An 18,245-nucleotide genomic window follows, 5' to 3' on the forward strand; every position below is an offset into this window, starting at 1 on the left:
CATGTTTTCTCCAGCGAGGTCTCGCTAATGCTCGATGTCACGACGTTGTCGTCGCCCGGAGAGGTGTCGATCCTGTCGTTGTTCCTGCAGGCCCACATCATCGTCAAGCTGGTGATGCTGGGGCTGATCCTGGCTTCGGTCTGGACCTGGGCGATCATCTTCGAGAAGGTCTTCACCTACCGGCGGACCCGGGCGCAGATGGACCGCTTCGAGAAGGTGTTCTGGTCCGGTCACTCGCTGGAGGAGCTGTACCGAAGCCTGCAGTCGCGGTCCAACACCGCGATGGCCGGTCTGTTCGTCGCCGCGATGCGCGAGTGGAAGCGCAGCCACGAGACCGGCGCATTGTCGATGATGGGCGTCCAGTCGCGAATCGAGAAGGTGATGGACGTGACGATGTCGCGGGAAGCCGCCCGGCTCGAAAACCGGCTGCTGTTTCTGGCCACCGTCGGCGCCGCCGCACCATTCATCGGCCTGTTCGGCACGGTCTGGGGAATCATGTCCAGCTTCCAGGCGATCGCTGCATCCGAGTCCACCAACCTTGCGGTCGTCGCACCGGGTATCGCCGAGGCGCTTTTTGCCACTGCACTCGGGCTGCTCGCGGCAATTCCTGCGGTCATCGCCTACAACAAGCTGTCCAGCGACGTGGCCAAGATCGTCATGCGGATGGAGGGCTTCGCGGACGAGTTCAGCGCCATACTTTCGCGGCAATTGGAAGAGAGAAGCTGACCCATGGGCGCAAGCTTTGCGGCAAACAACGGCAGCAGGCGCCGGCGCGGCCAACGCTACCGCCCGATGAGCGAAATCAACGTCACGCCGTTCGTCGACGTGATGCTCGTGCTGCTGATCGTTTTCATGGTTACGGCACCTCTGCTGACCGTCGGCGTTCCGATCGATCTTCCCGAATCCCAGGCAAAGCCGCTGGAGGGACAGAAGGAGCCGTTGACGATCAGCGTCGACAACGAGGGACGGGTGTTCTTGCAGGACACGCAGATCAAGATCGAAGAGCTGGTCCCCAAGCTCACGGCCGTCGCCGAGCAGGGCGTCGAGGAGCGTGTTTTCGTGCGCGGCGACCGCACCGTCGACTACGGCACGGTGATGCGGGTGATGGGCCGCCTGAACTCGGCCGGATTCCGCCGCATCGCGCTCGTCACCGACATGGAACAGAGCGAGCAGTGAGGCAATGCGCGTCGCGCTGTCAGTCTCGACCGTGGGCCATGCCGCGATCCTCGTCTGGGGCATGATCGCGCTGCCGGGCACCGACCCATACGAGTCGACGCCGCAGCCGTCGCTTCCCATAGACCTCGTGTCGATCACGGAGTTCACCGAGATCACCGCCGGCACGCGCGACGGCGACAAGGCGCTCGAACCGACGCCGCCCAAGCCCGTCGAGAAGGCGCCGCCTGTGGACCAGCCGAAGCCGGACCCCGAACCGAGGCCCGAGCCGACCGCCGCGCCGGCGCCCCAGCCGGAACCCGAGCCGGTCGAATTGCGCACGGCTTCGCTGCCGCCTGAGGACTCCGAGCCGGCCCCGATCCCCGAGCCGGCGCCGCAGGCCGAATCCGAACCTGCGCCCGAGCCGCTCGCGGATGCGCCGGTTCCGCGCAGCAAGCCGAAGGTCGCGTCGAAGCCGAAGCCTCCCGCCCCCAAGACGGAGCCGAAGAAGACGTCCCAGGAGTTCGACGCCGACAACATCGCCGCGCTCCTGAACAAGATCCCCGATTCCGGCGGCGGATCGCCGGCCGACATCGGCTCGGACACGCCCTCGCTGGGAACCGCGACCGGCACCGGCGCCGCCCTCACGATGAGCGAGATCGACGCTCTGCGGGCCCAGATCGCCCGGTGCTGGAATCCGCCAGTCGGCGTGCTGGAGGCCGGCCAGCTCCTGGTGCGCCTCGGCATGGACCTCAACGTCGACGGAACGCTCGCCTCTCCGCCGGCGTTGCTGAACGCGTCGGCCGATCCGATCTTCACCGTCGCCGCGGAAGCTGCAATCCGCGCCGTCAACACCTGCCAGCCCTATTACCTGCCGCCCGAGAAGTACGAGTCGTGGCGGGAGATCCGCATGACATTCGACCCACGGGAACTGATGGGCGGCTAATCTCGCCTCCCATCCCGGACCGGTAAATCGAGCAAGAACGATGAGAAAAATCCTCACCGCGGCATTCACCCTGATTGCGATGGTGCTTTTGACAGGCACCTCGATCCGGCCCGCGCAGGCGCTTGTCGAGATCGACATCACACAGGCCAACATTCAGCCGCTTCCAATCGCCATTACCGATTTCGCCGGTCCGGGAGGCGACCCGGAAATGGGCCGGCAGATCAGCGACGTGGTGTCGGCCGACCTGCAGCGATCTGGCCTGTTCAAGCCGATCGACAGGGCGGCCTTCATCGACAATACCGGCTTCGATGCCGTGCCGAACTTCGGAAGCTGGCGCGTCATCAATGCCCAGGCGCTGGTCACCGGGCGGGTGACACGCGAATCCGACGGGCGGCTGAAGGCGGAGTTCCGGTTGTGGGACGTCTTCGGCGGCGAACAGATCACCGGCCAGCAGTACTTCACCACGCCGGAGAACTGGCGCAGGCTCGCCCACATCATTGCGGATGCCATCTACGAGCGGCTGACCGGCGAGCGCGGCTACTTCGATACCCGCATCGTGTTCGTGGACGAGACCGGCCCCAAGGACGCACGTGTCCGGCGGCTCGCGATCATGGACCAGGATGGCGCCAACGTCCGCTATCTCACCAACAGCCCGAACGAGATCATCCGCAACCCGCGCTTCAGCCCCTCACGCCAGGAGATCACCTATGTGTCCCAGCCCTACGGCGAGACGGCGCGGGTCTACCTGCTCAATATCGAGACCGGCCAGCGCGAGGTCGTCGGCGACTTTCCGGGAATGACGTTCGCCCCCAGGTTCTCGCCGGACGGACAGCGCGTGGTGCTCAGCCTGGAGCAGGGCGGCAACGCGAACATCTACATGATGGATCTCAGGAGCCGGCGCACCACGCGGCTCACCAACACCCCCTCCATCGACACCAGTCCGTCGTTCTCGCCGGACGGCCGCCAGATCGTCTTCGAGTCCGATCGCGGCGGCGCGCAGCAGATCTACGTGATGAATGCCGACGGGACCGGCCAGCAGCGCATCAGCTTCGGCCAGGGGTCATACGGCACGCCCGTCTGGTCTCCCCGCGGCGACCTAATCGCGTTCACCAAGCGGGCCGGCGGCCGGTTCTCGATCGGCGTGATGCGGCCTGACGGATCGGGGGAACGGATCCTCACCGAGGGCTACCACAACGAGGGCCCGACCTGGGCCCCGAACGGCCGGGTGCTGATGTTCTTCCGCGAGATCCCGGGCGCCGGGGGCGGCCCGCAGCTGTGGACGGTCGACCTGACCGGCTACAACGAGCAGCGCGTACCCACGCCCGCCTTCGGGTCGGATCCGGCCTGGTCGCCGCTCTTGAACTGAACGGGCCGGCCTGCAGGAGATGGGCTTTACTGAATACGGTCCGCTGCTGCTGCAGCACCGATTGTGTTAACGCAATTCACTCGGGGCGAGGGGGCGTTAACCACGTTTCGGAACCGGCGGTTAAGGAAAACCGACTAGGTAAATCGAACGTGTATCCGGTTCAAAAAGGGAGTTAGCCGGAATGTCGAGTTTGACGAGTTTCGGCCGCGGCGCGCGCGTTGCGGTCGTTCTGGCCGCCGCCCTGATCGTTGCCGCGTGCGCGCAGAACAAGGCCCAGCAGACTGCCGACGGCAACGTGACGCCGGGCAGCGCGCAGGACTTCGTCGTCAATGTGGGGGATCGCATCTTCTTCGAGACGGATTCAACGTCGCTGACGGCCCAGGCCCGCGATACGCTGAACAAGCAGGCCCAGTGGCTGCGGCTGTATCCGCAGTACACGGTGACCATCGAAGGACACGCCGACGAACGCGGCACCCGGGAGTACAATCTCGCCCTCGGTGCCCGCCGTGCCCAGATCGCCTACGACTATGTGGTTGCGCAAGGCATCCAGCCGACCCGGATTCGCACGATTTCCTACGGCAAGGAGCGCCCGGTGGCGGTCTGCGACGCGGAATCCTGCTGGTCCCAGAACCGCCGTGCCGTGACGGTGCTCAACAACGCTCCGCCGAGCTGACAGGATCCTGTTCGCCCGCCTTCGCCTGTGATCCGGCCCGGCCTCCAGACGGAGGCGGGTCGGATTGCTTCGGTCGGGTTCAGTTCGTCAACGTCCCCTACATCAAGTTCAGTCGGGGCAGAAGACGAGCAGGTGAAACGGGGCGTTGCGGAACGCCGGAAATCCGGTGGTGGGCACGCCGACGAGGACGACCAGTGTGGTTTCGCTGTTCGACCCCAGATCCTCGTGGAACGTCGTGCGCATTGCGCTGGCGGCCCACAGAAAGTTGGTCACGCCGGGATCGCCGGGATGACCGACGGTCGCCGAATAGGTGCAGTCGACAACGCTCCGATTGAAGATGACCTCGTACTGGCCCGTATTGCGCTGGATTGCCGAAACCGCCCCAGTGCCGCGAACCAGATTGCCCTCCACGGAGACCACCGCCGACAAGACGCTGGAGTGGCCTGGATCGCCCTTTTCCCCTTGCGGACCGGGCGCTCCGGCCAGGCCCTGGGGCCCTTGCGGTCCAGCGAGGCCCTGCGGTCCCGCCGGGCCAGTCGGCCCTGCCGGTCCTCGCGGTCCGGCCACTCCCGGAGCGCCGCGAGACACGTAACGCTCCCACTGCCTGGCGCTCTGGTTCGGGGCTCCGCCCTTACCGGATCGTTTCGCCAGATAGCTGGACCCCTTGTAGGTCACCAGGTCGTCGGCCTGGTAGGAGGTTGAGTTCGACCATGGGCCTCTCGGCTTGATGCCGCGAGCGCCGCAATTGGCGACAACGGCCGTCGCGGAACTCAGCCCGGCGTCGATCGCGACGATGCAGTCCGCAGGATGATAAGCGGGAAGGGAGAAGGAGTACGACCTTTCAGAATTCGACTTTGCCGTGTATTTTTCGTCGAGGGTCACCGTCTGCCTCGGCTCCGGCGTCTTTCCTTCGACAACGAGCCGACCTCCGGCAATCCTGGCGTCCGAAACGGTCAGCTTTGACGCCTCGGCCTGGCCAAAGGAAGCCAGAAGGACAATCGAGACGTTCGTTGCCTTTCGAAAAGTATTCATCGGACGCCTCGGAACACGGGATCAGCGCTAGTTGGTGACCTGGATCCAGCCATTGACGCGGTATACGTAAAGGTCTCTCGGTCCCCAGTTCTTCAGGCAAAGGCCGACGCTGCCGGAGCCGTTGTAGCCGGGCACGGCGGTGTCGCTTATCGACAGCGCCCGCTCGGTGCCTGCCGAAATGTTCATGCTCAGGTATTCGTTGTTGAACAGCACGAGGGCGCCGTCCTTGTAGTAGCAGAGGTTGTAGGAGACCTGGGTGTGGTCGGCGCCGATCTGGACGTTAAGCGATAGCGATCCGGTCAGGCGCTGATCCGCCGAGAAATATACGGCGGGCAGCGATCCGAGGATGGTGAAACCGGTCGAGGGCGGCACTGTCAGGAAGTCGGATTCCCGTATGCGTACCGTCTGCACCACCCCCGAGGGACCTTGCGGACCGGCCGGGCCGGCGACCCCCGGAGGTCCGGCCGGTCCCGCCGGTCCGGCAGCGCCCGCCGGTCCCTGAGGGCCGGCCTTTCCGGGCGGCCCGGGATCGCCCTGCGGCCCGGCCGGTCCGGCAGCGCCTCTTGACACGAACTTGTCCCAGAACCGGGTGTCCTTTCCCGGCACCTTTCCTTTGCCGGGGCGCAGGGCCAGAAAGGTCGAACCGTTGTGGCTGACAAGGTCGTCGGTGTCGTAGGATGCCGATTTCTTCCAGGCTCCGCGAGGTGTGACGCCGCGGACGCCGCAATTTCCGACGACGGCCGTGGCAGAGATTTCTCCGGCTTTGAGTGCAACGATGCAGTCTTCGGGGTGATAGTTCGAGATTGAGAAGGCAAATGACCGACCCCCATCCGACCTGACGGAGAACTTGCTGTCCAGCGTCACCGTCTGGCGGGCCTCGGGCGCCGTTCCCTCGACCATGAGCCGGCCGCTCTCGATGGTTGCGACTGTCAACTTCAGCGATGCAGCATTGCTGGTGCTGGCGGCTGCCAGAATCATTCCCAAGGCCAGTTTCGCCCTGGCATGGCGGTGCAATACCATAATGACCTTTCTCCAATGATCGGCCCGATGACGGCCGGTACAATGGGCTCATGGTTCCATATCGACGCGGCTTGCGCCTCCGCCGTTTGGGGGAGATAGTCCCGAGTCGATCCTCGGATTGGACCGGTCGCCAGCGACTTCCTGCCGGGATCCGCCCACATGAATGGAAAAGGCTGGTTCGATGCGGGTCGGGCCGCTCGGCGTGTGCATCTGCGGGAGCGTTCGGCGGTGAGTGGCGAAGCCTCGCTGGAAACGTTCTCCGGCCTGGTCGGCTCGATCTATGACTGTACGTTCGATCCCGGACGATGGGACGAAACACTTGCCGGCATTGCCGTCGCCTTCGGCGGGGAGGTGGTCAACCTTTCACTCAACGATCGTAGTGCCGACCGACTGTTGATCGAAAAAAGCGTGGGATGGGGCGCGCCTTGGCTTGCCGAGCGCCAGAAGCACCTTCCCGAGATCCATGCACGGCTGTCGGAATGGCTGGCCCGCGGCCCGTCACCGGACGAGCCCTACGTCGCCTCGCAGCAGCTGGACGCGGCCTATCTCGAAGCTTCCGCCTATGTCCGCGACTGCCTGAAACCGCGAGGGATCGCCGACATCATGCATTACGTGCTGATGGAGACGCCGGCCTACTTCTCCGAGCTCGTCGTTGGGCTGAGCGTCAACCGGGGGTTGATCACCGACCGGGAAATCCGGATCGGCAAACTGCTTCTGCCACATCTGCGCCGAGCGGTGACGATCAGCAATCTGCTCGACGTACGGGCGCTAGAACGGGCGCGTTTTGCCGAGACGCTCGATGCTCTGCGATGTGCCGTCATACTGGTCGACGAACGAGCAATGGTTCTGTACGCCAACAGGAGGGCGCAGGAAATGCTCCGTTCAGGCAGCGCCATCCGTACGGTCGGCGGCGCGCTTCGCGCCGGCACAATTGAAGCGGCGCGCGAACTGGGGGTGGCAATCCGAATCGCCGCAACCGATGAAACGGAAATCGGCGCATCGGGCCTCGCCGTTCCGCTCGCAGATCCAGCCGCATCGCCGCTGTTCGCTCATGTCCTGCCGATCCGCGGGAGCGCGTTCCGCGCCGACCTGGATCCCTCGGCAGTCGCAGTGGTCTTCATTGGCGCGCCGCCCGGCGAGCGCGACGGCGCAGAGGCCATGGCCGCTGCATTCAGGCTGACGCCGGCCGAAACCCGGGTTCTCGCGGGCCTCTTCGCCGGCCGAACGCTTTCCGAAGCCGCCCGGGTCCTGGGCATCGCACCGTCGACGGCCAAGACTCATCTGGACAACATCTTCCAGAAGACCGGCACCTCCCGGCAGGTCGACCTCATGCGCCTGGTGACGCAACTCGTGCCGGTTGCAAGACGGCCCGAGCCGTGACCGCCAATCGCTATGAGGACCGGATGCATGGCGCAACAGCAACTGCCCAACTTTGGTCCCAGTCGATCCTATGGTAAGAGCCGGTTTCTCGACATCGCGATCATGATCGGCTCAGTATCCATGGCGTATCCGTCATCCCGCTGCCTCGTGCGGCTCCTGTGCGTTGCCGCGATCGGCACGTCCATTGCCGTCGTCCTTGCCGGCACGGCCTCGGCTCAGTTCCTGCAGCGCGGCGACAGCCAGGCCGACGTCGCGGGCCTCACCGTGCGGCTCAATACCCTGGAAGACCAGGTCCGCCAGCTCAACGGCCAGATCGAACAGCTCAACTTCCAGATCAGGCAACTGCAGCAGCAGGCGATGTCGTCCGGCAACGGCGGCGTCCAGGGGCAGGTGCCCGGGCAGAGCAGTATGGGCTCCTCCGGCACCGTCCTGCAGCCGCGGATGCCCTCGCAGATGCAACAGGGTTCGGGCATGAACCAGGGAGGCTCTGCAGGGGCGCCGCCGCAGTCTCTCGGCCAGGTCCCCGGCCGGCCGCTCGACCTGTCGTCGGCGCTCGGCCAGCCGCTTCCCCAGTCGGGGCAGGACCAGTCGATGTTCAACACCCCGGCCGTGGGCGGTCAGAATCCGCAACTGGTGCTCGCCCCCAGCGGCGATCCCAAGGACGCCTACGACCTCTCCTACGGCTATATCCTGCGCGGCGAGTTCGATCTGGCGGAGGCGAGCTTCCGGCAGTTCCTAAACCAGTTCCCCAACGACCCGCTGGCCGGCAACGCCCAGTACTGGCTCGGCGAATCGCTGTTTGCGCGGAACGACTACCGGCAGGCCGCCGATGCGTTCCTGAAGGGCTATTCGGACTATCCGGACAGCGCCAAGGCACCGGACAGCCTCTACAAGCTCGGCATGTCGCTCAAGGAACTGGGCCAGGCGGACGCTGCCTGCTCGACCTTCGCCGAGATTGCCCGCCGCTATCCCAATGCGCCGCAGGCTGTCCAGGAGCGGGCGCGCAGCGAAATGCAGAAAAGTGGCTGCTCATAGCGCAGATGCACCGCTGAGCCGGCCGGAAGCCGACCGTCTGCTGGCCCCTCTCGCCGCTGCCGCCGGCATCGGGCTGGCCGTTTCGGGGGGTGCCGACAGTCTGGCGCTGATGCGGCTTGCCGCGGACTGGCGCCACCGCCTGCATCCCCGCCTGCCGATGATGGTCTTCACCGTGGATCACGCGCTGCGGCCCGAGGCGGCCGCGGAGGCGGCTCAGGTTGCGGAATGGGCGCGCGCGGCAGGCCTCGAACACGCGACTTTGGTGTGGGAGGGGGCCAAGCCTCGCGCCGACATCGCAGCGGCCGCCCGGGAGGCGCGCTACCGGCTGCTGGTCGAAGCCTGCGCGGCACACGGCCTGTCGCATCTGGTTACCGCCCATCATCGCGACGACCAGGCCGAGACGCTCCTCATGCGACTTGCCCGAGGGTCGGGCGTCGACGGTCTGGCGGCAATGCCGGAGGCCTCGGACTGGCGGGGCGTGGTCCACCTTCGTCCGTTCCTGGGCACAGCGAAGGCGCGACTTGGCGCGACCTTGGCCCGCTTCGGGCAGACCTGGATCGAAGACCCGTCGAACCGGGACGACCGCTTCGCGCGATCCCGTATTCGCGCGCTGATGCCCGACCTGGCGAAAGAGGGGCTGGCGTCGCAGCGTCTCGCCGAAACGGCGCGGCGGATGCGACGGGCGCGCGCGGCGCTGGAATCGGCGGCCGCGGACCTGCACCGGGCGGTCGTCCGCGAAGATCCGGCCGGGTTCTGCCGCATCGACCGTGAGGCATGGTCGAGCGCGCCCGAGGAACTTGGCCTCAGGGTGCTGGCACGTCTGCTGATGGGGATCGGCGGCACGGACTATCCGCCGAGGCTGGAGCGCCTGGAACGCCTCTACGGCGATCTGACCTGTGAAACCGAAGCGCCGGCCGCCGCGACGCTGAACGGGTGCCGGGTCGTCAGATCGCCCGAGACGGTACTGGTCCTACGGGAAGCGGGCCGCGTCGGCCTGCCGGTCGTGTCCCTCGACGCGGCGCCAGGGGTCGTCTGGGATCGACGCTTCCGCATCGATCGGGCCGGCGCGCCGGCGAAGGGGCTGACCGTCAGGGCGCTGGGCGCTGACGGGGTGGCCGTGGTCCGCAGGACCTCGGAACTGCGGGCGATCCCGGTCGTGGCCGCACGGGTTGCGCCGGCCGTCTTTCTGGGCGAGACACTTCTGGCCGCGCCGCTGGTGGAAGCGCGCCCCGGGCCCTACTCCGGAGCGGAGTTCACCTTTTCGTTCGTTGGTGCGGCGCGATTTGCGTGACACGGTTTGCGATGAGCGGGTATGGCGTTTACGTCGAATTGCATTGATGTGACGTGGATCATTGGCATATCGCCCATTGGTACCTATTTTAACGATCAGTAGCGCCGTCAGGCCCCACTCTGTTAGAAAATCCTCGTCCGTTTCGGGTCAGTCAGGACACAGATGAACGCCAATTTTCGCAATTTTGCACTCTGGGTGATAATCGGGCTTCTCCTTATCGCCCTTTTCAACCTGTTCCAGAGTCCGGCCCAGCGCGGCGCGCCGAACGAGATGAGCTATTCCCAGCTTCTCGCGGAGGTTGACGAAGGCAAGGTCCGGGCCGTGACGATATCCGGCCCGCAGGTGACCGGAACCCTGACGGACGGGCGTACCTTCCAGACATATCTGCCGGACGATCCGAACTTCGTCTCCAAGCTCGAGGACAAGGGCGTCTCGATCACCGCCAAGCCCACTTCGGAAGACGTGCCGTCGCTGCTCGGCGTGTTCGTCTCCTGGTTCCCGATGCTGCTGCTGATCGCCGTATGGATCTTCTTCATGCGTCAGATGCAGGGTGCCGGCGGCAAGGCGATGGGGTTCGGCAAGTCGAAGGCGAAACTACTGACTGAGGCGCACGGTCGCGTCACGTTCGAGGACGTCGCCGGCGTCGACGAGGCGAAGGAGGACCTCGAGGAGATCGTGGAATTCCTCCGCGACCCGCAGAAGTTCCAGCGCCTCGGCGGCCGCATTCCGCGCGGCGTTCTGCTGGTCGGCCCGCCCGGCACCGGCAAGACGTTGCTGGCCCGGTCGGTTGCCGGCGAGGCGAACGTGCCCTTCTTCACGATTTCCGGTTCCGACTTCGTCGAGATGTTCGTCGGCGTCGGCGCGAGCCGGGTGCGCGACATGTTCGAGCAGGCCAAGAAGAATGCGCCCTGCATCATCTTCATCGACGAGATCGACGCCGTCGGCCGCCATCGTGGTGCGGGCCTCGGCGGCGGCAACGACGAGCGCGAGCAGACGCTGAACCAGCTTCTCGTCGAGATGGACGGCTTCGAGGCGAACGAGGGCATCATCCTGATCGCGGCGACGAACCGTCCCGACGTGCTCGATCCGGCGCTGCTGCGTCCGGGCCGCTTCGACCGCCAGGTCGTGGTGCCGAACCCCGACGTCACCGGCCGTGAGAAGATCCTCAAGGTCCACGTCCGCAAGGTGCCGACGGCACCGGACGTCGATCTGAAGGTCGTCGCCCGGGGTACGCCCGGCTTCTCCGGCGCCGATCTCGCCAACCTCGTCAACGAGGCCGCGCTGCTTGCCGCCCGCCGCTCCAAGCGGCTGGTCACGGCGGCCGAGTTCGAGGACGCCAAGGACAAGGTGATGATGGGCGCGGAGCGCCGCACCCTGGTCATGAGCGACGAGGAAAAGCGCCTCACCGCCTATCACGAGGCCGGCCACGCGCTGGTCGCCCTGCACATGCCGGCGTCCGATCCGATCCACAAGGCGACCATCATTCCCCGTGGCCGCGCGCTCGGCATGGTGATGCGGCTTCCCGAACGCGACCAGATCTCGCTGACGCGGGCCAAGTGCTACGCCGACCTCGCCGTGGCGATGGGCGGGCGCGTCGCCGAGGAACTGATCTTCGGCCACGAGAAGGTGACGTCCGGCGCATCGGCGGACATCCGCATGGCGACCAAGCTGTCGCGGGCGATGGCGACCCAGTTCGGCATGTCCGACAAGCTCGGACCGCTGATGTACGGCGAGAACGAGGAGGAGGTCTTCCTCGGCCACTCCGTCGCGCGCCAGCAGCACGTCTCCGACGAGACACAGAAGCTGGTCGACGAGGAGATCAAGGGCTTCGTCAATACCGGCTACGAAACGGCCAAGAAGGTCCTTACCGAGAACCTGAACGATCTGCACATCATCGCCAACGGCCTGCTCGAGTACGAGACGCTTTCCGGTGACGAGATCCGCGACCTGCTCGATGGCAAGCCGCCGATCCGCGACACCGACATCGGCTCCGATACCAGCAAGCCGAAGTCGTCGGCGGTGCCGAAGGCGGGCAAGTCCAAGCCGTCAGGCGAGGAGCCCGATGCGGGCGGCATGGAACCGCAGCCGCAGGCCTGACCGCCGGTCAGACGGGAGACATCAGATGACCCGGCGCTTCGGCGCCGGGTTTTTCGTTGGCGCCCCTGACACCGCTATCCGCGAGGTTCCGACAGGGTCGCTATCGGGTGCCCGCTCTCGTAGGCGCGTGCGGCGCGCAGGACAAGGTCGTCGCGGCCGGGCGGTCCGACGATCTGCAGGGCCACGGGCAGGCCGTCCTCCGCAAAGCCGCAGGGTATCGAAGCGGCCGGCTGCTGGGTCAGGTTGAAGGGGTAGGTGTAGGGCGACCAGTTGATCCAGTCCTCGCCGAAACGGCCATCGGCAGGCGTGACGCGCCCCGCCTCGATCGCGGGAATCGGCATCTGCGGCGTCAGCAGCAGGTCGTAGCGGTCGTGAAGCCGCAGCATGGCGTTGCGATACTCGGCCCGGCGGCTCTGGGCCTGGAGGTAGTCGAACAGGGAGAAGCGCCGGCCATGCTCTCCGATGGCCAGATAGCCCGGATCCATCCTTTCGCGATCCTCGGGGGATTTGGCCAGGATGACCGCCGCCGACACGGAATACCAGAGCGTCAGCAGGATTTCGGTCGGATCGGGCCCGTCGGGATCGACCTCTTCGACGATCGCGCCGAGGTCGGCGAACGCCTTCGCGGCCTTTGCCGCCGTCGCCTCGACATCGGCGTCGATCGTCCGGACGTAGCCGAGCCGCGGGCTCCAGGCGATGCGCAGGCCACGGACGCCGTCTTCGAGGCCGATCCGGTAGTCCGGCGCGGGCGTGGTCCAAGCGGTCGCGTCGCGGGCGTCGGGACGTGCCATCACGCTCAGCATCAACGCGGCGTCTCGAACGTTGCGCGCCAGCGGCCCCTGATGGGCGAGCGTCGTCATCACCGAGGCCGGATAGGCAGGAACGCGGCCGTAACTTGGCTTGATGCCGAACACGCCCGTGAAGGCTGCGGGAATTCTGATCGATCCCGCCGCGTCGGTGCCGTGGTGGAGGACGCCGAGATTGAGCAGGGCCGCCGCGGCGGCGCCGCCCGACGAGCCGCCGGTGGTGCGCTCGAGATTCCACGGATTGCGGGTGATACCGGTCAGCGGCGAGTGGCAGGCGCCGATCCAGCCGTATTCCGGCAAGGTCGTCTTGCCGAGGAAGACCGCGCCGCATTCGCGAAGCCTTGCCACCGCGGGGGCGTCCCCGGCGGCCGGTTTCGAACTCGTCGTGAGCGATCCGAACCGGGTCGGAAGGCCGGCCATGTCGACGATGTCCTTGATCGTCGTCGGCAGGCCGTCGACGAGACCGATCGGCTCGCCTTTCAGCCAGCGCGCCTCGGAGGCCCGGGCAGCGGCGAGCGCCGCTTCCGAATCGACGACGACGAACGCGTTGATCCGGGGTTCGAAACGCTCGATGCGTTCCAGTGCGTCGCGCGTGACCTCGACAGGGGAGAGTGACCTGTGGCGGAAGTGCGTCAGCAACTCGTGCGCGGTGAAACTCGAAATGTCCGAGCACCGGTTCATGCGGCGGTTTCTCCAGCGAAGACCATGCCTGATGATCGTACGCACGGTCGCAACGGAAGAAAACCTGCCAGCGCCCCCGCTGTTGCGGGCCAGGTCGGCGTGAAACAATTGCTCATGATTTTTGAAGATTCCGGCAGTATGTTGCCGTCATAATGCCGCGCGAAAAAATGGCAGAAACGTAGAAGACAAGCGGGGTGCGGCCGATGTCGCGCAAATATTTCGGAACCGATGGCATCCGCGGTCTGGCCAACCGCCATCCGATCACGCCGGAGATCGCCCTCAAGGTGGGCATGGCGGCGGGAACGGTCTTCCGGCGCGGTGTCCATCGTCACCGGGTGGTTATCGGCAAGGACACCCGCCTGTCGGGCTACATGATCGAGTCGGCGCTGGTTGCCGGCTTCACAGCGGTCGGCATGGACGTCTTCCTGCTCGGACCCATGCCGACGCCCGCGGTCGCCATGCTGACGCGGTCGCTTCGTTGCGATCTGGGAGTGATGATCTCCGCCTCGCACAATGCCTATCAGGACAACGGCATCAAGCTCTTCGGCCCCGAAGGCTACAAGCTGAACGGTGAAGCCGAGGAGCAGATGGAGACCCTGATCGATTCGGACCTGTCCGAATATCTCGCCGGCTCCGACGTGCTCGGACGCGCCAAGCGGATCGAGGGCGTACACGCGCGCTACATCGAGTTCGCCAAGCGGACCCTGCCGCGCGACCTTCGGCTCGACGGCCTGCGCGTGGTGGTCGACTGCGCCAACGGCGCCGCCTACAAGGTCGCCCCGGACGCGCTCTGGGAACTCGGCGCCGAGGTCGTCTCGATCGGTGTCGATCCGAACGGATTCAACATCAACAAGGAATGCGGTTCGACGTCGACCGACGCGCTGTGCCGCAAGGTGCACGAGGTTCGCGCCGACATCGGCATCGCCCTCGACGGCGATGCCGACCGGGTGATCATCGTCGACGAGCACGGCCGCATCGTCGACGGCGACCAGCTGATGGCGGTGGTCGCCCAGTCGTGGCACGAGGACGGTCGGCTGTCGCAGCCGGGCATCGTGGCGACCGTCATGTCGAACCTCGGCCTGGAGCGCTATCTTGGCTCCATCGGCCTGGAACTGGTCCGCACCTCGGTCGGCGACCGGCATGTCCTCGAGGCGATGCTGGCCGACGGGTACAATGTCGGCGGCGAGCAGTCCGGTCACATCATCCTGTCGGATTTCACCACGACCGGGGACGGTCTTGTCGCCGCCCTGCAACTGCTCGCGGTTGTGTCGCGGTCGGGCAAGCCGGTCAGCGAGGTCTGCCATCGCTTCGAACCGCTGCCGCAACTCCTCCGCAGCGTCCGCTACAAGGCGGGCAAGCCGCTGGAGACAAGCCTGGTGAAGGAGGCGATCGAATCCGGCGAAGGCCGCCTTGCGGGCGCGGGCCGGCTCGTCATCCGGCCCTCCGGCACCGAGCCGGTCATCCGGGTGATGGCGGAAGGCGAGGATTCCAGGCTGGTCGAGTCGGTCGTCAGCGATATCGTGTCGGCACTCGAAGGCGCTGCCTGAGACCGCCTACGCGAGCGCCTCTTCGAGCGCCGAGAAGAAGCGGTCGACGTCGTGCGCGTCATTGTAGAGGTGTGGCGTCACGCGGATCGAGTCGCCGCGCACGCTGACGTGGACGCCGGCCGCAGCCAGCCGCGGCAACAGGTCGTCGGGGATTCCCTCTGCGTATCGCAGTCCCAGGAAATGCGGCGCCCTGAAATCCTCCGGCGCCGTCGAAAAGCCCAGTTCGGCGGCCCGCCGCACGATTTCCCGGTTGCGGGTGCCGAGCGTGCGGGCGATCCGATCGACGCCCCAACCGAGGATCGTCTCCAGCGCCGCCACTGCCATCGGCATCAGGTGGAAGTTCGACCGTTCCCCCATGTCGTAGCGCCGCGCGCCGCGCTGGTAGGTGTCCTGATAGTCGACGAGCCCGGCGAAGTTCTCCGAGCCCGCCCGGGCGATCCAGTTCTCCTCGATCGGGCGGCCCGCCTGGCGGTGTGGCGCGGCGTAGAGGAAGCCCAGTGCGTAGGGTCCGAGAAGCCACTTGTAGCTCGCAGCGACCATGAAGTCCGGTTGGACGGCGGCGACGTCGATCGGGTAGGCCCCGGCGGATTGTGTCACGTCCAGGACGAGCGCGGCGCCGTGCTTCCGGGTCGCCTGCCCGACGGCGACGAGATCGACCAGCGAGCCGTCCGTCCAAAGACAGTTCGGCGCCGCCACGATCGCCGTATCGGGACCGATCGCGTCGGCCAGGGCAGCGGTCCAGTCGACCGCGCCGTTGGCGCCCGTCGCCTCGGCGCGTGTGACGGTGCGGACGCGTGCGCCGCGGCCTTCGGCGAGACGGCGCCAGGAATAGACGTTGGAGGGAAACTGGTCCTCCAGCAGAACGATCTCCTGACCCGCCGAAACCGGGCAGTTGGCCGCCGCCACCGAGATGCCGTAGGAGGCTGACGGGACGATCGCGACGTCGTCGGCGGTGGCGTTGATCAGACGCCCGAACGACGTCCTGGCCGTCTCGGAGGTCGAGAAGAAGTCGGGCGGAGTCAGCGTCCACGGATGCGCCTTGGCAAGGATTCCCGCCTGTCCCGCCGCAACCGACGTGTTCATCAGCGGCGACATGTAGGCACAGTTCAGCCAGACCATGTCCCGGGGAATGTCGAACAGGTGCCGCTGGCTCGGGATCAGATCACGGTCGGACATGTGTGCTCTCTCCGGTTGTCGATGTGGCCGGCGGACCGGCGGAATTGTCGAAATCATGGGACAAAACCGCCCCCGAACGGGGCCGGTTGATTAACAGACGTGGTTAAGGAGCGTGGTTAAGCCCGATTTAACGAATGAGCGCCAAGATCATCCGCAATCCTACTTGTCAGCACGGCGCTGTCACGAGGCTCACCGCGGTTTTCGGGATGTAGTGGTATGATTAGAATCGCAAAAGCTCTTCTGGCGGGTGGCGTGGCCGTCGTCGCCATGGCGGGACAGTCGCAGGCGGCCGACATGGTCCAGATCGTCGAGCCGTATGTCGAGCCCGTACCGATTGGCGGACTGTACCTGCGCGGCTTCGTCGGCGCGAGCAACCAGCAGCTGGGCAACCTCGACAATGCGCTCTTCCACGTGGGCGGGATCGTTCAGTTCACGGAGAAGGGAAACTTCGACGCGGCGCCGTTCTTCGGCGGCGGCGTCGGCTGGCGCTTCAACGACTGGTTCCGCATCGACGTCACCGCCGAGTACCGCGCGTCCGCCGATTTTTCGGCTTTCGACAGGTACGACTTCAATTCCGACGGCATCTGGGACGGCACCAACGACTATTCCGGCAGGAAGTCCGAAGCCCTGTTCCTGGCCAACGTGTTCCTGGACCTGGGAACCTGGAATGCGCTGACGCCCTATGTCGGCGCGGGCATCGGCACGTCGCGCAACACGATCACCGGCTTCACCGACATCAACGCAGTGACCGGTGCCATCGCCTATGCGGATGCCGCCCCGAACTGGGATCTCGCCTGGGCACTGTATGCCGGAATGGCGTGGAACATCGCACCCGCCTTCGCCATCGAACTGGGCTACCGCTACGCCGATCTCGGCGACGCGCAGACGGGCGACCTGGTCGGATTCAACGGCGCGAACACCGTCTACAATCCGATGTATTTCAATGACATCACCTCGCACGACGTGATGCTCGGCTTCCGCTACAGTTTCCTGTAGCCGATTTCAGACACGCACCGTTCCAGCGTACGGCGGGTCGGCAGGCCCGCCGTACGCGCATTCAGGGCTGCGCCACGACGGGCAGGGGCCGGCCTCGAAGCGCGGCCTTCATGAACGAACGTGGTTAAGGAACGTGGTTAAGCGCCCCTTAACGATTGGCTGCGCATAGTCCGTCGAAAGCATGATCGCCCACGTCCCGCGTCCCGGGGCGGGCACGGATGTGACGGAGTTTCGGCCATGCATGCCCTGATGAAATCTGCCGCGACCGCGGGTTTTGCCTTGACCATTTTCGGCATTGGGAGCGGAGCGCAGGCGGCCGACGTGACGGACGACGTGTTCCTCGAGCCGATCCTGCCGGTCGAGGTGGTGTCCTCCTGGTACCTGCGCGGCGATGTCGGCTACAGGGCCTACACCGGTCCCGACGCCTCCTACCAACCCGCCCTCGGTGGGACGCTGGGCTACTACGACCAGGACCTCGACGACGCCTGGCTCGTCGGTTTCGGCCTGGGCTACAAGTTCAACGAGTGGTTCCGTACCGACGTGACGGTCGACTACGCCGCTCCGTCGGATTTCGGCGGAAGGATCGCCTGTATCGCCTGCCCCGGGCTCCCCTATACGCTGGAGTCGGGACGCATCTCCGCCTGGACGGTCATGGCAAACGCCTATATCGACCTCGGCAACTGGGCCGGCCTCACCCCGTATGTAGGCGGCGGCATCGGCGCTGCGAACCTGCGCCTGTCGGATTATACCGGCTACAACCCGCCGTTCCTGGCGGCGACGGGCCGATTCGGCGCCGACGCGGACGCGTGGAACTTTGCCTGGTCGGCGACGGCGGGTGCGAGCTACGATCTCACTTCGAACCTGCTGCTCGACGTGAACTACCGGTACCTGGCCATGGGGGATGTGTCGACGGTGGACCAGATCGGCGGGCGTATCGCTATCGACGACGTCAACTCACACGAGTTCCGCGTGGGGCTGCGCTACCTGATCTACTGACTTGTCTGTCCGAATGCGGTAGTGCGGGCGGGAGTGGAGAACTCGTTTCGG

16 protein-coding genes are annotated in these 18,245 nt (G+C 65.9%); 12 read left to right on the forward strand and 4 right to left on the reverse strand.

From position 1 onward, the window contains the following. Positions 1-27: 27 nt before the first annotated feature. The 5 genes from tolQ (at position 28) to pal (ending at position 4,137) form a co-directional block, all read left to right on the forward strand. A complete protein-coding gene (gene tolQ, locus V3328_RS21515) occupies positions 28-726 on the forward strand; it encodes a protein TolQ (RefSeq protein WP_340331783.1) in 699 nt (232 codons plus the stop codon). Between the two features lie 3 nt (positions 727-729). Continuing rightward, positions 730-1,176 (forward strand): protein TolR, encoded by a 447-nt coding sequence (gene tolR / locus V3328_RS21520; protein ID WP_340331784.1) that lies wholly within the window; start codon positions 730-732, stop codon positions 1,174-1,176. A 4-nt stretch (positions 1,177-1,180) separates the two neighbouring features. Then, positions 1,181-2,098, forward strand: a complete 918-nt coding sequence (locus tag V3328_RS21525; RefSeq protein ID WP_340331785.1) for a cell envelope integrity TolA family protein — start codon at positions 1,181-1,183, stop codon at positions 2,096-2,098. Positions 2,099-2,177: 79 nt separating this feature from the next. After that, on the forward strand, positions 2,178-3,464 hold the full coding sequence (gene tolB, locus V3328_RS21530) for a Tol-Pal system beta propeller repeat protein TolB (RefSeq protein WP_340331935.1): 1,287 nt from the start codon (positions 2,178-2,180) through the stop codon (positions 3,462-3,464). A gap of 181 nt (positions 3,465-3,645) precedes the next feature. Continuing rightward, positions 3,646-4,137, forward strand: coding sequence for a peptidoglycan-associated lipoprotein Pal (pal, locus tag V3328_RS21535; protein WP_340331786.1), 492 nt, complete (start codon positions 3,646-3,648; stop codon positions 4,135-4,137). A gap of 108 nt (positions 4,138-4,245) precedes the next feature. Here the strand turns inward: pal and V3328_RS21540 are convergent, their stop codons facing one another. Both V3328_RS21540 and V3328_RS21545 read right to left on the reverse strand, forming a co-directional pair. Continuing rightward, a complete protein-coding gene (locus tag V3328_RS21540; RefSeq protein WP_340331787.1) occupies positions 4,246-5,169 on the reverse strand; it encodes a hypothetical protein in 924 nt (307 codons plus the stop codon). Positions 5,170-5,196: 27 nt separating this feature from the next. Further along, complete coding sequence (locus tag V3328_RS21545; protein WP_340331788.1) at positions 5,197-6,147, reverse strand: hypothetical protein; 951 nt, start codon at positions 6,145-6,147, stop codon at positions 5,197-5,199. 270 nt (positions 6,148-6,417) lie between these two features. Between V3328_RS21545 and V3328_RS21550 the strand changes: the two genes are divergently transcribed. The 4 genes from V3328_RS21550 to ftsH all read left to right on the forward strand — a co-directional run bounded on the left by V3328_RS21550 (position 6,418) and on the right by ftsH (position 11,992). After that, a complete protein-coding gene (locus V3328_RS21550; protein ID WP_340331789.1) occupies positions 6,418-7,569 on the forward strand; it encodes a helix-turn-helix transcriptional regulator in 1,152 nt (383 codons plus the stop codon). A 120-nt stretch (positions 7,570-7,689) separates the two neighbouring features. Further along, entirely contained in the window at positions 7,690-8,604 is a 915-nt protein-coding gene (gene ybgF / locus V3328_RS21555) for a tol-pal system protein YbgF (RefSeq protein ID WP_340331790.1), read from the forward strand. Further along, positions 8,591-9,895: a tRNA lysidine(34) synthetase TilS gene (gene tilS, locus V3328_RS21560; protein ID WP_340331791.1), complete on the forward strand. Its 1,305-nt coding sequence runs from the start codon at positions 8,591-8,593 to the stop codon at positions 9,893-9,895. The genes ybgF and tilS overlap by 14 nt, the downstream gene beginning before the upstream one ends. 162 nt (positions 9,896-10,057) lie before the next feature. Beyond that, entirely contained in the window at positions 10,058-11,992 is a 1,935-nt protein-coding gene (gene ftsH / locus V3328_RS21565; RefSeq protein ID WP_340331792.1) for an ATP-dependent zinc metalloprotease FtsH, read from the forward strand. A gap of 74 nt (positions 11,993-12,066) precedes the next feature. Here the strand turns inward: ftsH and V3328_RS21570 are convergent, their stop codons facing one another. After that, positions 12,067-13,479: an amidase gene (locus V3328_RS21570; RefSeq protein WP_340331793.1), complete on the reverse strand. Its 1,413-nt coding sequence runs from the start codon at positions 13,477-13,479 to the stop codon at positions 12,067-12,069. Between the two features lie 203 nt (positions 13,480-13,682). Here V3328_RS21570 and glmM point away from each other — a divergent pair, with 203 nt between their 5' ends. Further along, positions 13,683-15,026, forward strand: coding sequence for a phosphoglucosamine mutase (glmM, locus tag V3328_RS21575; protein ID WP_340331794.1), 1,344 nt, complete (start codon positions 13,683-13,685; stop codon positions 15,024-15,026). 6 nt (positions 15,027-15,032) lie between these two features. Here the strand turns inward: glmM and V3328_RS21580 are convergent, their stop codons facing one another. After that, positions 15,033-16,202 carry an aminotransferase class V-fold PLP-dependent enzyme gene (locus V3328_RS21580; RefSeq protein ID WP_340331795.1) on the reverse strand — a complete coding sequence of 390 codons (1,170 nt, stop codon included), beginning with the start codon at positions 16,200-16,202 and terminating at the stop codon, positions 15,033-15,035. A gap of 216 nt (positions 16,203-16,418) precedes the next feature. Between V3328_RS21580 and V3328_RS21585 the strand changes: the two genes are divergently transcribed. Both V3328_RS21585 and V3328_RS21590 read left to right on the forward strand, forming a co-directional pair. Then, positions 16,419-17,198, forward strand: a complete 780-nt coding sequence (locus V3328_RS21585; RefSeq protein WP_340331796.1) for an outer membrane protein — start codon at positions 16,419-16,421, stop codon at positions 17,196-17,198. Positions 17,199-17,519: 321 nt separating this feature from the next. Next, positions 17,520-18,194, forward strand: a complete 675-nt coding sequence (locus V3328_RS21590; protein ID WP_340331797.1) for an outer membrane protein — start codon at positions 17,520-17,522, stop codon at positions 18,192-18,194. Positions 18,195-18,245 lie beyond the last annotated feature (51 nt).

Origin of the sequence: Microbaculum marinum, from assembly GCF_037855135.1 — a bacterium.
GTDB classification, from domain to species: Bacteria; Pseudomonadota; Alphaproteobacteria; order Rhizobiales; family Tepidamorphaceae; genus Microbaculum; species Microbaculum marinum.

What these genes read in the sequence shown, in the direction of transcription:
- tolQ (WP_340331783.1), top strand. Translation starts at nt 28, where the DNA reads ATGCTCGATGTCACGACGTTGTCGTCGCCCGGAGAGGTGTCGATCCTG.
- tolR (WP_340331784.1), top strand. Translation starts at nt 730, where the DNA reads ATGGGCGCAAGCTTTGCGGCAAACAACGGCAGCAGGCGCCGGCGCGGC.
- V3328_RS21525 (WP_340331785.1), top strand. Translation starts at nt 1,181, where the DNA reads ATGCGCGTCGCGCTGTCAGTCTCGACCGTGGGCCATGCCGCGATCCTC.
- tolB (WP_340331935.1), top strand. Translation starts at nt 2,178, where the DNA reads ATGGTGCTTTTGACAGGCACCTCGATCCGGCCCGCGCAGGCGCTTGTC.
- pal (WP_340331786.1), top strand. Translation starts at nt 3,646, where the DNA reads ATGTCGAGTTTGACGAGTTTCGGCCGCGGCGCGCGCGTTGCGGTCGTT.
- V3328_RS21540 (WP_340331787.1), bottom strand. Translation starts at nt 5,169, where the DNA reads ATGAATACTTTTCGAAAGGCAACGAACGTCTCGATTGTCCTTCTGGCT.
- V3328_RS21545 (WP_340331788.1), bottom strand. Translation starts at nt 6,147, where the DNA reads ATGATTCTGGCAGCCGCCAGCACCAGCAATGCTGCATCGCTGAAGTTG.
- ybgF (WP_340331790.1), top strand. Translation starts at nt 7,690, where the DNA reads ATGGCGTATCCGTCATCCCGCTGCCTCGTGCGGCTCCTGTGCGTTGCC.
- ftsH (WP_340331792.1), top strand. Translation starts at nt 10,058, where the DNA reads ATGAACGCCAATTTTCGCAATTTTGCACTCTGGGTGATAATCGGGCTT.
- V3328_RS21570 (WP_340331793.1), bottom strand. Translation starts at nt 13,479, where the DNA reads ATGAACCGGTGCTCGGACATTTCGAGTTTCACCGCGCACGAGTTGCTG.
- glmM (WP_340331794.1), top strand. Translation starts at nt 13,683, where the DNA reads ATGTCGCGCAAATATTTCGGAACCGATGGCATCCGCGGTCTGGCCAAC.
- V3328_RS21580 (WP_340331795.1), bottom strand. Translation starts at nt 16,202, where the DNA reads ATGTCCGACCGTGATCTGATCCCGAGCCAGCGGCACCTGTTCGACATT.
- V3328_RS21585 (WP_340331796.1), top strand. Translation starts at nt 16,419, where the DNA reads ATGATTAGAATCGCAAAAGCTCTTCTGGCGGGTGGCGTGGCCGTCGTC.